Origin of the sequence: Luteimonas salinilitoris, from assembly GCF_041300785.1 — a bacterium.
Taxonomy (GTDB): domain Bacteria; phylum Pseudomonadota; class Gammaproteobacteria; order Xanthomonadales; family Xanthomonadaceae; genus Luteimonas; species Luteimonas salinilitoris.
This window is the reverse complement of the sequence record NZ_JBFWIB010000014.1, coordinates 1-12,387: the sequence shown is the minus strand read 5'-3', so window position 1 is coordinate 12,387 and position 12,387 is coordinate 1. Positions and strand designations below refer to the sequence as shown.

Sequence of the window (12,387 nt, the reverse complement as noted above, 5' to 3'; positions counted from 1 at the left end):
GGCAGATGCCCCGGGAGCATTCCGCGGCACGTTAGCCGATGCCTGCCGCTTGCGCCAGCAATCCGAGCAACGCGCAGGCGGCCAGGGTCTTCAGCAGGCTGACCCTGAAGCGCAGCATCGCCAGCATCGCGAAGGCGCCGAGCGCCAACGCCGCAACGTCCAGCGAGGAAACGACCGGGAACGGCAGGCACAGGCCCCAGCCCTGCCAGCGGCCGACCTCGGCGAACAGCACGTGGACCGCGAACCACAGCGACAGGTTCACGATGACGCCGACCACCGCCGCGGTGATCCCGGTCAACGCGGCCGAGAGCAGGCGGCGGTTGCGCAGGCGTTCGATGTAGGGCGCGCCGAGGAAGATCCACAGGAAGCAAGGAACGAACGTGACCCAGGTGGACAGCGACGCGCCGAGCACGCCGGCAAGCAACGGATGCAGTGCGCCAGGGTCGCCGTAGGCGCCGAGGAAGCCGACGAAGGTGATCACCAGGATCAACGGCCCCGGCGTCGTTTCCGCCAGCGCCAGGCCCTGCACCATTTCGGTCGGGCCGATCCAGCCATAGCGCTCCACCGCCTGCTGGGTCATGTAGGCCAGCACCGCGTAGGCACCGCCGAACGTCACCAGCGCCATCTTGCTGAAGAACAAGGCCTCGTCGGCGAAGACATGACCGACGCCGAGCGTCGCCAGCAGCAACAACAGCGGCAGGCCCCACAGCGCCGCGCCGCTCAGCAGCACCCGCAGCGTCCAGCCCGCCGACGGATGCGCCTGCTGCGGAAGCATCGCCTCATCCGCCCCACCGGGCTGCGCCGGCAGGAACACCGCCGGACGCAGCCACGCGCCGGCGACGCCGGCGAGCGCGGCGCCAAGGATCACCAGGGGAAACGGCACGCCGAAGGCGAAAATCGCCAGGAACGACAACGCGGCGATGCCCCACAGCAGTCGATGCTTCAGCGCCTTCCGGCCGATCCGCAGCACCGCCTCGACCACGATCGCCAGGGTGGCGGCCTGCATGCCGAACAGCAGTCCCCGGATCACGCCCACGTCCCCGTACAGGACATACACGCCGGCGATGCCGAGCATCAGCACGAAACCGGGAAGCACGAACAGGATCCCGGCCGCCAGTCCGCCGCGGGTCCGGTGCAACAGCCATCCGATGTAGGTCGCCAGCTGCTGCGCCTCCGGCCCCGGCAGCAGCATGCAGTAGTTCAGCGCATGCAGGAAACGCGCCTCGCTGACCCATCGCTTCTCCTCGACGATCAGCCGGTGCATGAGCGCGATCTGCCCCGCCGGTCCGCCGAAACTGACCAGGCCGATCTTGAGCCAGACGCGAAGGGCGTCCTTGAACGAAGGCTGCATGCGTCGGCCGGTCACGGGAGTCCAGCGGAATCTGGACCGAACGTCCCCGCGCGTCAACGCCGACTGCGCAACGCCTGCCGATCGACACGGCGCCCGGCGGGTGCGGCTACCGGCCCGGCTCCGCGGCCATTCTTCGAACAGCCGGAAAGCCGGCGTCGGACGCCTGCGCCGGCAAGAGCATATGCTCTAGCGCCGCCGCTTAGCGTCGCACGATGCCCGTCCGTTCCGCCGCGCCCGCCTACGACTACATCATCATCGGCGCCGGTTCCGCGGGCTGCGTGCTCGCCAACCGGTTGAGCGAGGATCCCGACGTCCGCGTGCTGTTGCTGGAGGCCGGCCCGCGCGACTGGCATCCCTTCATCCACATGCCCGCGGGGCTGGCCAAGCTGGTCAACCGCAAGGGCGTGAACTGGGACTACGACACCGCGCCCGAGCCGCAGCTGGACAATCGCACGCTGTGGTGGCCGCGCGGCAAGGTGCTCGGCGGGTCCAGTTCGATCAACGCGATGTGCTACATCCGCGGCGTGCCGGCCGACTACGACGACTGGGCCGCGCGCGGCGCGACCGGCTGGCACTGGGACAACGTGCTGCCCTACTTCCGGCGCTCGGAAGGCAACGGCCGCGGCACGGATGCGCTGCACGGCGGCGACGGACCGCTGGCCGTCTCCGACCTGCGCCACGTCAATCCGCTGTCGCGAACCTTCATCGAGGCCGCGCAGCAGGCCGGATTGACACGCAACGACGACTTCAACGGCCCGCGGCAGGCCGGCGTCGGCCTGTACCAGGTCACGCAGAAGGACGGCGCGCGCTGCTCGGCCGCGGTGGCCTACCTGCGCCCGGCACGCGAACGCCCCAACCTTACCGTCGAGACCGGTGCACTGGTCAACCGCATCACCTTCGAAGGCGGGCGCGCCAGCGGCGTGGTGTACGGCGCCCGCGGCCACGCTTTCCACCAACCCGCCACGCGCGAGGTGCTGCTGTGCGGCGGCGCGATCAACTCACCGCAGCTGCTGATGCTTTCCGGCATCGGCCCGGCGGAGGAACTGCGCGCCCATGGCATCGCGGTGCAGGTCGACGCGACGGACGTCGGTGGCAACCTGCAGGACCATCTCGACATCTGCACGCTGTACCACGCCACCCAGCGCGTCACCTACGATCGCATCAGCGATGCGCGCATCGCCTGGGACTACTACCTGCGCAACCGCTCCGGCGCCGGCACCAGCAACATCGCAGAGGCCGGCGGCTTCGTGCGCTCGCGCCTGGCGCCCGACGACCGCGCCGACATCCAGTTCCACTTCGTCCCGGCGATGCTCGACGACCACGGCCGCAACCGCCTGGCCGGCGACGGCTACACCCTGCACGCCTGCTTCCTGCACCCGCGCAGCCGCGGCCGCATCCGCCTGGCGAGCGCCCGCGCCAGCGACAAGGCGCGCATCGAGGCGAACTACCTCAGCGATGCCGATGGCTTCGATCTGAAGATGATGGTCGAGTGCGCGCGCATCTCGCGCGAGATCCTGAAGCAGCCGGCATTCGCCCCATATCGCGGAGCACCGATCCATCCGGCGCGCGAGAACCTGTCCGACCGCGAGCTGGAAGCCTTCATCCGCGCCAAGGCCGAGAGCGTCTACCACCCCGCCGGCAGCTGCCGCATGGGCGAGGACGCGGCCTCGGTGGTGGACCCGCAACTGCGCGTGCGCGGCGTCGACGGCCTGCGCGTGATCGACGCCTCGGTGATGCCGGTCCTGCCCGGCGGCAACACCAATGCGCCGGTGATCATGATCGCCGAGCGCGCCGCGGACCTGATCCGCGGCCGCATTTCCTGACGCACCATCTCCTTTTCCGGCCGCTCAACGCTTCCGTGTACAGGCGAGACTCGCGGCGCCCCCGCTCTTCAGCCCCCTTGACTCAAGGGGGCGGCATCGGCGCGCAGCGCCGATGCGGGGGTTGTGGAAGCATGTCGCAAGCGCGCTTTGCAAAGCCAAAGCGCGCGCCCCTCCGGAGCCGCAACCCGGCAAGCACGCCACAAAGCCCCGAGTGGAGCGGGTGAAGGGAATCGAACCCTCGTCAGTAGCTTGGGAAGCTACAGCTCTACCATTGAGCTACACCCGCGCGTAGCGGAAGTCTAGGGCCGCGGGGGCCAATTTGCCAAGGCCCGACGCCCACGTCCGATGCCGCCGCAGACCGCGGCAGCACCGCATCCCGTAGAGCGGAGCTTGCTCCGCTGCCTTGGGCTCCGGAGCCGGGAGCAGCGGAGCAAGCTCCGCTCTACGCCCGGTTCGGCCCCGCGTCTAGAAGCCCTTGCCGAAGGTCGCGTGCACGGTCGTGTTGCCGTTGTCAGCGTGCGACAGCGTGGTGCTCAGGCCGAAGTTGGCGTCCAGGCCGAACAGGGTGGTGCGCGCGCCGAGCGCGACCGTGGCGTAGCTGTCGTCGTAGGCCATGCCGGGCACCGCGAACCAGTCCGTTCCCGGGATCGACTGCGCACGCGCGAACGCCTCTTCCGGCGCGTCCTCGAATTCCCGGTCCCAGGTCAGGCGCGCGTACGGGCGCAGGTGCCCCTCTGCCACCGCAAGCTGCCAACCGACGCTGCCGATCAGCGAGTCGAAGTTCTGGTCCGGGTACGCCAGCGAGGTGGACAGGTCGGCATCGCTCTCGGCGAAGCCGTCGACGTCGATCCGCTGCGAGACCAGGCCCAGCACCGGGCCATGGCGCAGGTTGCCGTGCTCGAAGTCCCAGCCGGCATTGACCGCAATGGTCAGGTTGTCGCCGTCGGCCGAGCCGTGGTGGGTGCGCCGTGCCGGGCCCAGCCAGACGTCGCGGTCGCTGTCGAAGTCGAGCCGCGAGTAGCTCACCTGGCCGTTGATCCAGCCGCCGCGCTCGCCGTACCAGCCGGCGAAGCCGCCGAGGGTGACGTCCGAATGCTCGAAGCTGCCGCGGCGGTTGCCCCAGTCCTGCTTGGTCACGCCGTAGCCGCCGAACACGCCGAACACCAGGTTGCCGCGGGTCCAGTCGACGCCGCCGGTCAATGCCGGCGCGAGTCCGTCGTAGGCATCGCCGTCGTCGTAGCGCTGGTAATCGCCGCGCAGGTCGACCCACCAGTTGGCGCCGTCGCCGGCAGGCTTGCCGTCCAGGTGCCAGGCGACGCGGTCGGCGCGGGCGCGCCCGATCACCGCCGCCGACTGCGGCAGCACCGCGATCTGCGCCGGCGCCTCGAGCACCGAGATCGCGAAGTCCGCCATCACCGCATGGCCGGCATCGCTCGGGTGCACGCCGTCGGCGAACAGGTAGGTCTTCGCCGCATCCGGCGTGACGTAGCTGGACGGGTTGCAGGTCAGCGACTGCGCGGTGATCTGCGGCTGGCAGGCGGTGCCGGTAACGTTGCCGAAGCCGTACAGCCCCGGATCGGCGACCACTTCCTGCAGGAAGCTGAAGGTGTCGAGCGGGATCACCCGCAGCCCGGCGCCGGCGATACCGCCGAACAGCGCGTCGTTGTAGGCCGTCGCCAGTGCGGTCAGCTGCGCCTGCGCCTGCGGGCCCTGCGCCCGCGCGGCGGGGGTGATGCCCATGTCGGGCAAGGTCGGCACCAGGATGTAGCGCGCGCCGGCGCCCTGCAACGCGCCGACCAGGCCGACCTGGCCGGCCACCGCGTTGCCCAGCGTTTCCTCCACCGGCGCGCCGGCGGCGATCGCGAAGATGTCGTTGGCCCCGGCCCAGATCGTGTACAGGGCATCGGGATCGGCGCCGCCGCTCGACGACAGGTAGGTGGACACCTGGGTGGTCACCGACGGCGTCGGCCCCAATGCGCCGGACCGGTCGTCGACCACCCATGCGCCGCCGACGGCGTAGTTGTCGCCGCTCTGGCCGTTGCCGTTGGCCGAAGCGTCGGTACCGTAGTGGTCGGCGACGAACTGCGCCCACACCCAGCCGGGATTGGTGGTGAACTGCCCGGTCACCGCCTGCACTTCCGGCGGCAGCAGCGGACGGAAGAAGCCCGCATCGGTCAGACTGTCGCCGAAGAAGATGGTCCGCGAGAACTGACCCTCGTCGGCGGCGGCGGAGCCGGCCGCCAGCGCGAGCGCGGTGGCGAGAGCGGCGGGAACAAGGCGTGGCAGGCGCATGATTCCTCCAGAATCGTGAAAGGCCGCCGGCAACGGACATACGGCGGCGGATGGTCGCGCATGGTTCCACGATCGGCATGGGCGCTCAAGCCGCAGCGCGTCATGTGGCCGGGAGGGGCTGAATGTCGCCGCGCGAGCGGCGACAATGGCGGCCATGGATATCCAGCTCAACGGCGATCGCGTCGCCCTGCCCGACCCGTCCACGATCAGCGACCTGCTCCGGGCCCGAGGCCTGGCCGAACGCCGCGTCGCAGTGGAGGTCAACGGAGAAATCGTGCCGCGTGGCCGTCACGATGCGCACGCGCTGCACGACGGCGACCGGGTGGAGATCGTGCACGCGCTCGGTGGCGGATGATGCCGGTCGTGCCGGCAGCGGATCGAGTAGCGCGCTAGGGTGAAAGCGTCGCGACTTCCGTCGCTCCCACAGGAACGCCTCGCAGCTTTCGTCGCCTGCGCCCTCTCGATTGCTCGTGTGGGAGCGACGGAAGTCGCGACGCCACGCAACTAGAAGTTGACATAGACTGGATTGCCGACCAGCAACAGCCGCCCGTCGGCGTCGCGCACGTCCACGCGCAGCCAGTGGCGGCCGCCGTCGCTGCGCCAGCGCCAGCGCAGGGGCTGCCCGGTGTCGCTCACGACGGGATCGGCGAGCAGCGGCGCGATTTCGCCGTCGACGATCACCTCCACGCGCGCATCCGCCACGCCGGCCAGGCGCAGCTCGAAATCGGCCTCGGCGCCGGCCGGCAATGCCAGCATGCCGCCCATGGCGACCTCGTTCGCGCGGTACCGCGCGACCAGGTCGAGCACGCGATCGCGGCTGCCATCGACGTCGACGAAGACGCGACCGGCGCGGATGCCGTCGAGGATCGCCTGTTGCGACAGCAACGCCGCATGCACCGCCGTCACCGGCGCGCCGATCCGGCTGCGGCCGAACTGCGACTGCGTCAATCCGGCATCGTGGTTGTCGCTACCGCCGACGCCTGTGAGCCGATGCCCGGCATCGAGCTGCGCATGCCAGAACGGAATGCCCGACATCGGCGTGCCGGCATCGGCGCCGTTGACGGCCTCCACCGCCGCGATCCGCGACCAGTCCGTCCCACCGCTCGGCGTCCAGCCGCACCCCATGCAGCGTTCGTCCGACGGCCGCACCGGATGGTTGACCGACAGCAGCAGGTCGCGCGCCTGCGCCTCCCGCAGCAGCGCGTTCCAGTCCGGCACGGTGTCGCCGACACGGAAATCCAGCGGCGCCTGCAGGCCGAAGACATTGGCGTGACCCTGGAACGTGGTCACCTCCATCCCCGGAATCAGCAGCAGGCGATCGAAGTACGGCTGCAGTCCGCGGATGTCGTGCAGGTGCGAGACCGTGTTGTGGTCGGTCAGGGCGACGAAGTCCAGGCCCTGCGCCGCGGCCGTCTGCAGGGTCAGGAACAGCGGGCACGGCACCCGCTCGCCGCCCTGGCTGTTGCAGCTGGCATCGCTGTGCGCGCTGTGCATGTGCAGGTCGCCGCGGTACCACCGCGCCTCCTCCCCGAGCACCGGCTGCAGCGACCCGGGCAGGCGCTCTTCCGCGCCGACCGGCGTGAAGCGGACCTCGGCCGTGTAGCTGGCGGATGCGTCGGCACGGATGTTGGGAATCCCCAGCAGCAGCCGCCACTCCCCGGCCGGCAACGCGCCCGGCAGGTAGGAGGGCGTGGCGTCGTACGCCGACACGGTGAATTCGCGCTTGTTGCCGCCGCTCCAGCCGCGGAACCCGTCCGGCCCCAGCAGGCCCAGGTCGATGGTGGTCTTGTCCTCGCGGCCGTCGTAGTCGAACGCCACGGTGATGCGCGCGGTGCCCGACGGCACGGTGAACGGCACCTCGCGGTAGCTCTGGTGGTCGCCGCCGTCGATCTCGCCACGCAGCACGAGCGGATCGCGTTCCGCGGCCGCAGCGGCCATGGCGAAAAAAGCCAGGACGACGGAACACAGGCGACGCAGCATGATCATTCCTCGATGGGCAGGCCGCCGCAGCGTCGCGCGGCGCGATGCGGATTGCAGCGCGCGATCGCACTGCCCGGCAGTCCGACCCGGTAATCGCCGAACCGCGGATCGGGTTCGATGTAGTCGGTGGAGACGACCTGCGCGCCGCCGGCCAGCGCGGCATCGCGGCGACGCGTGTCGTTCCGACGCGCCTCCCGCGTGTCGGCGTCGGCGCGGGTGCGGACCAGGAAACCGGCGGCCACGGCCCCGGCGATAGATTCCCCCTGCTCCACGGGCTCGTTGCGCGTCAGCCATGCCGCGGCCGGCGAGGACGCGTCGGCATTGACGAACAGCACCCGGCCTTCCAGCGCGCGTCGCCGGCCGCGATACAGCGCAACCTTCTCCGTGCTCTCGTCGAGCGTGAACAACACCCGCCCGCGCGCATCGCCCAGGCGCGGCCAGTTGCCGGCGAGCACCGCCTCGCGCAGGCTCGGAAAGTCGCCCTGCACCTCGTCCGGCACGATCAGCACCTCGTCCGGGAACACGCCGCGGATCTCGGCATCCAGCGCATCGAACGCCGCCGCGTCGAAACGCAGCGGCTGCACCGCGCCGGGCGCGGCGGGATCGTCCTTGGCATTGATCTGGATCAGCAGCGGGACGTGCCGCGGATGCGCACGCGACCAGTCGCGCACGATCTGCAGGCACTCGGCGAACGGCTGGCAGCTGCTGCGGTAGTCGATGTCAGACAGGTGCATGACCTTGAAGCCGGGGCGCTTCAGGGCGGCGCGCTGGTCGCGCGGCAGCGAATCGTGGCGATAGCGCCCGCCTTCCTGGTCGTGGTACACGTCGAGTTCCAGCGCGCGTACGCCGCGCTCGAGCTGTTTGCGCAGCGGCAGATGGCCGTAGTCGATGCCGTCCGCGCCCTGTGGATCGCGTTCGCGGTGCGCGGCCAGCAGCCGCGGCCAGGTGGGCAGCTTGTAGCTGTTGTGGGTGCCGATCACCTGCAGGTCGTTGAGGCGCAGGTTGGCGTCCATCCAGGCCTGGGCGCAGTTCGCGCCGGCGGCGCGGGCGTCGGGCGCTTCGAGGTCGCAGGCGGCCAGGGCGGGCGCCGCGAATGCCGACGCGACTGTCAACGCCACGAGAAGCTGCAAGGTCGTCTTCATCCTCACTCCATTTGCGCCAACACCGTAGAGCGGAGCTTGCTCCGCTGCTCCCGGCTCCGGAGTCGACGTAGCCGAGCAAGCTCGGCTCTACGGCCCCGGAGCCCCCAAGCTCGGCTCGTCAGAACCGGTACATCACCGCCAGGCGGAACGCCCGTCCGAGCACCGGCCGCGCGATGAAGCTGTTGGCGCCGGCGTCGCCGCTCTGCAGCTCGCCCGCGCGCGGGTTGCCCTCGGTCAGGCCCAGCGAGTTGCCGAGGTTGTCGACGTAGCCGTACAGCGCGAACTGCGGCGTCATCTCGAACCGGGCGCTGGCGTTGAACACGTCGTAGGCCGGCAGCTTCACCGAATTGGCGGTATCCACGTAGCGGTCGCCCTGGTATTCCCAGGCCACTTGCAGGCGCAGGCGGCCATCCAGCAGGTTCACCCCGGGTACGAGGCGCAGGCTGGTCTCCGGCACCCGGATCAGGCGGTTGCCGACGAAGTCGCGCAGCACCGGGCCATCGTCCGAATCCTCGGTGTACTTGAGGTCCCGGTATTCCGGGTTCTGCAGGGTGGCGGTCAGCTGCAGGTCAAACCAGTCCGCCGGGTACCAGCCGCCTTCCAGCTCCAGGCCGTAGGTGCGCGTGCTGGCGTAGCCCTGCTGCCGAATCGAGACACCGTTGTTGTCGAACACGTAGTTGCTGAAACCCACGTTGTCGTACTTGGTGTAGAAGCCGGTGGCGAACAGGCTGAACAGCGAGTCGCTGTACTTGTAGCCGATCTCCGCCAGGTCCATGGTCTGGGTGATGGCGGCGTCGTTGTTGGTGGCCTGCCGCTCGGCCACGCACTGGTCGAATTCCGCCCCGGTCCTGCCGTCGCAGGCGTTGTCGCCGCGGGTGACGTAGCTGCCAAGGCTGGGCAGGCGGAAGGCCGAGGTCCAGCGGCCGAACAGCCCCGAGTTGCGCCCGAACTGGTAGTTCGCGCCCAGGGTCCAGCCCACCTTGTCGGAACTGATGTCGTAGTGCAGGAACCGGCCCGAGCCGGTCAGCATCGAGGCCGTGGCCGGGGTGCCGCCGTCGGCCGTGGTGCGCACCTCGGTCCAGCCCTCGGCGGAGATCTCCTCCCAGCGCACGCCGGCGTCGATGCGCAGCGCATCGGTCACCTGCCACTCGTCCGCCAGGTAAAGGGCGTGGGTGGTGGATTCGCCCGAGGCGTTGCCCCACTCGTAGCCATGGCGCGAGACGCCGCCCTCGGTAAGGGTGGCCAGCACGTTGCCGTCGGCGTCCACCACGTCCAGGTCCAGCAGGCGCGCGTTGTCCTGCGCGTCCAGCAGCACGTTGGAGGAATAGCGGTCGAAGTCCTCGTTGGTGTTGGCGTAGTAGTAGCCCAGGGTCAGGTTGTGGTCCTGGCCGCCGACATCGAAGTCGCGCGACAGGCGCAGGTCGTTGACCAGCTCCTTCACCGGCATCTCCACGCCGCGCAGGCCGCCCACCATCATCAGGCCATTGCCGTTCTGGTCGGCGACGTCGAAGACGCCGCCGGGTGCGTTGGCGTAGCTCAGCTGCAGGCCGGCGGCGCCCGGGACCTGTGCGATCCGCGACGCGAGCGCGTCGGCCTGGTTCTCCAGGAAGCTCGACGCGCTCTGCAGGTTGAGCGCGAACACACCGTTGCGGGTGGTCTTGGTATGGGTGAGGCCGAGCGCGTCGGACACCTGCCAGCCCGCGCCCAGGTCGTAGTCGAACTTCACCGTCAGCTGGTCGCGCCGGACGTGGGTGCCCTTGGCGTTGTCGTAGTCCCACACGCCGCCGCCGTCCATCGGCATCGCCAGGCGGCGGGTTTCCGGGCCGGCCACGGTGCCGTAGTGGCCGTCGAAGCCTGGCACCGCGCGGATGTCGCCGTCGGCGTCGGTGCTCATCGGGATGCCCAGGTACAGCATGACCTTGTCGTCCAGGTGCTTGGCGTCGATGCTGATCCGGCCGCGCTCGAACTCGCGCGCCAGGTTGACGCGGAACTGGCCGCCGTCGTTGGCGGTGTAGCCGGGATCGCGGATGCCGTCGTCCTGGCGGTAGAAGCCGCCCAGGCCCAGCTTCCAGTCGCCGGCCACCGGCGTGCCGTACCAGAAGTCGAGGCGTTGCAGGCCGTAGTCGCCCACGGTGACCTTGGCGATGCCCTCGTCCTCGTCGCCGACCTGGCGCGGGATGTAGTTGATCGCGCCGGCCGGGGCGTTGGGATAGATCACCGACGACGGGCCGCCGCGCACCACCTCGATGCGCTCGATGGTCTCGTCCAGGCGGAAGGCCTGGTCGCCGTTGAGATAGCCCAGCGAGGGATCGTGCACCACCGGCACGCCGTCCTCCAGGATGTTGACCGAACCGAAGCCGTCCACCGGGATGCCACGGACGCGGACGTTGCCGCTGGCCTCACCGCCGGACGCCTCGACCCAGAAACCGGGCACCGACTTGAGCGATTCGGTCACGCTGGTGGGCGCCTGCAGGCGCAGCGCCTCCTCCTCGATGTTGGTGACCGAGTAGCTGGTCTCGGCCTTGGTGCGCACGCCGGTGCCGACACGGCCGGTCACCACGATGCCGTCGAGTTCGGTGGCGTCGGTGCGCCGGTCGGTGCCGTCCGTGGCGGATGCCGCGTCCTGCTGTGCCCATGCCGGGGCGGAAGCCATCGCGGCGCAGGCGCCGACGACGAGGGCACGGCGGATCGAGCCGCTGAGGCGGCGACGCTTCATCTGCATGTGAATCAATCCTGATACGGGGGAAGGACATCGCGGAGCTGCGCGACGGTCGCCGATGCTGCACGGCGAAGGTTCAGTTTTGATGACACGGCGCCGCGCAGCCCCGTCGGCGGCGGCGGCGATGAACGCGCCGCCGCGCGTTGCGAAGGGAAACAACGGCAGAACAGATCTGCCGTAATGTGCGGGGTCGGGGCTAAAGCCCCTCCTACAGAAGCGGGCGATCAGCGCATGTCTACATTTGGACGACGCGAACCGCCATAATCCCGTCATGAACGATTCGTCTGCGCACGACCCACTGGTCATCGCCGGCAAGCGCTACCGCTCGCGCCTGCTCACCGGCACCGGCAAGTTCAAGGATCTCGACGAAACCCGCGCCGCCACCGAGGCCGCCGGCGCCGAAATCGTCACCGTGGCCATCCGCCGCACCAACATTGGCCAGAATCCGGGCGAGCCCAACCTGCTCGACGTGCTGCCGCCCGACCGCTACACCATCCTGCCCAACACCGCCGGCTGCTACACCGCCGCCGACGCGGTGCGCACCTGCCGCCTGGCGCGCGAGCTGCTCGACGGCCACAACCTCACCAAGCTCGAGGTGCTGGGCGACGAGAAGACGCTGTTCCCCGACGTGGTGCAGACGCTCGAGGCCGCCGAGCAGCTGGTCGCCGACGGCTTCCAGGTGATGGTCTACACCAGCGACGACCCGATCCTGGCGCGCCGGCTGGAGGAGATCGGCTGCGTGGCGGTGATGCCGCTGGCCGCGCCGATCGGCTCCGGCCTGGGCATCCAGAACAAGTACAACCTGCTCGAGATCATCGAGAACGCCAAGGTGCCGGTGCTGGTGGACGCCGGCGTCGGCACCGCATCCGACGCCGCGATCGCGATGGAGCTGGGCTGCGACGGCGTGCTGATGAACACCGCCATCGCCGGCGCGAAGGATCCGGTGCGCATGGCGCGGGCGATGAGGCTGGCGGTGGAAGCCGGCCGCGACGCCTTCCTCGCCGGCCGCATCCCGCGCAAGCGCTACGCCAGCGCCTCCAGCCCGGTGGACGGTCTGATCGGCTGATGCAGGCGCTCACC

At 70.0% G+C, this 12,387-nt stretch carries 8 protein-coding genes and 1 tRNA gene; 3 read left to right on the top strand and 6 right to left on the bottom strand.

Translation table 11 applies throughout. The annotated features are described in order from the left end of the window. Positions 1–31 precede the first annotated feature (31 nt). Positions 32–1,366, bottom strand: a complete 1,335-nt coding sequence (gene chrA, locus AB5T46_RS16825; RefSeq protein WP_370565212.1) for a chromate efflux transporter — start codon at positions 1,364–1,366, stop codon at positions 32–34. Between the two features lie 197 nt (positions 1,367–1,563). Here chrA and AB5T46_RS16820 point away from each other — a divergent pair, with 197 nt between their 5' ends. Next, positions 1,564–3,174 (top strand): GMC family oxidoreductase, encoded by a 1,611-nt coding sequence (locus AB5T46_RS16820; protein WP_370565211.1) that lies wholly within the window; start codon positions 1,564–1,566, stop codon positions 3,172–3,174. A gap of 212 nt (positions 3,175–3,386) precedes the next feature. On the opposite strand, the gene AB5T46_RS16815 is transcribed toward AB5T46_RS16820, so the two are convergent. Then, positions 3,387–3,460, bottom strand: a tRNA-Gly gene (locus tag AB5T46_RS16815). Positions 3,461–3,639: 179 nt separating this feature from the next. Further along, positions 3,640–5,466 carry an autotransporter domain-containing protein gene (locus AB5T46_RS16810; protein ID WP_370565210.1) on the bottom strand — a complete coding sequence of 609 codons (1,827 nt, stop codon included), beginning with the start codon at positions 5,464–5,466 and terminating at the stop codon, positions 3,640–3,642. A gap of 154 nt (positions 5,467–5,620) precedes the next feature. On the opposite strand from AB5T46_RS16810, the gene thiS reads away from it, so the two are divergent. Beyond that, complete coding sequence (gene thiS, locus AB5T46_RS16805) at positions 5,621–5,821, top strand: sulfur carrier protein ThiS (RefSeq protein WP_370565209.1); 201 nt, start codon at positions 5,621–5,623, stop codon at positions 5,819–5,821. Between the two features lie 149 nt (positions 5,822–5,970). Here the strand turns inward: thiS and AB5T46_RS16800 are convergent, their stop codons facing one another. The 3 genes from AB5T46_RS16800 to AB5T46_RS16790 form a co-directional block, all read right to left on the bottom strand. Continuing rightward, positions 5,971–7,446 carry a CehA/McbA family metallohydrolase gene (locus tag AB5T46_RS16800; protein ID WP_370565208.1) on the bottom strand — a complete coding sequence of 492 codons (1,476 nt, stop codon included), beginning with the start codon at positions 7,444–7,446 and terminating at the stop codon, positions 5,971–5,973. 2 nt (positions 7,447–7,448) lie between these two features. Further along, the gene (locus AB5T46_RS16795; RefSeq protein WP_370565207.1) at positions 7,449–8,588 is read right to left on the bottom strand and encodes a Ca2+-dependent phosphoinositide-specific phospholipase C; all 1,140 of its coding nucleotides are present in this window, start codon (positions 8,586–8,588) and stop codon (positions 7,449–7,451) included. Between the two features lie 118 nt (positions 8,589–8,706). After that, entirely contained in the window at positions 8,707–11,310 is a 2,604-nt protein-coding gene (locus AB5T46_RS16790) for a TonB-dependent receptor (protein ID WP_370565206.1), read from the bottom strand. 268 nt (positions 11,311–11,578) lie between these two features. Here AB5T46_RS16790 and AB5T46_RS16785 point away from each other — a divergent pair, with 268 nt between their 5' ends. Next, positions 11,579–12,373: a thiazole synthase gene (locus AB5T46_RS16785; protein ID WP_370565204.1), complete on the top strand. Its 795-nt coding sequence runs from the start codon at positions 11,579–11,581 to the stop codon at positions 12,371–12,373. Positions 12,374–12,387 lie beyond the last annotated feature (14 nt).

Bases quoted from the DNA above. Each gene is read 5' to 3' on its own strand.
- AB5T46_RS16820 (WP_370565211.1), top strand. From the start codon at position 1,564: ATGCCCGTCCGTTCCGCCGCGCCCGCCTACGACTACATCATCATCGGC.
- AB5T46_RS16810 (WP_370565210.1), bottom strand. From the start codon at position 5,466: ATGCGCCTGCCACGCCTTGTTCCCGCCGCTCTCGCCACCGCGCTCGCG.
- thiS (WP_370565209.1), top strand. From the start codon at position 5,621: ATGGATATCCAGCTCAACGGCGATCGCGTCGCCCTGCCCGACCCGTCC.
- AB5T46_RS16800 (WP_370565208.1), bottom strand. From the start codon at position 7,446: ATGCTGCGTCGCCTGTGTTCCGTCGTCCTGGCTTTTTTCGCCATGGCC.
- AB5T46_RS16795 (WP_370565207.1), bottom strand. From the start codon at position 8,588: ATGAAGACGACCTTGCAGCTTCTCGTGGCGTTGACAGTCGCGTCGGCA.
- AB5T46_RS16790 (WP_370565206.1), bottom strand. From the start codon at position 11,310: ATGCAGATGAAGCGTCGCCGCCTCAGCGGCTCGATCCGCCGTGCCCTC.
- AB5T46_RS16785 (WP_370565204.1), top strand. From the start codon at position 11,579: ATGAACGATTCGTCTGCGCACGACCCACTGGTCATCGCCGGCAAGCGC.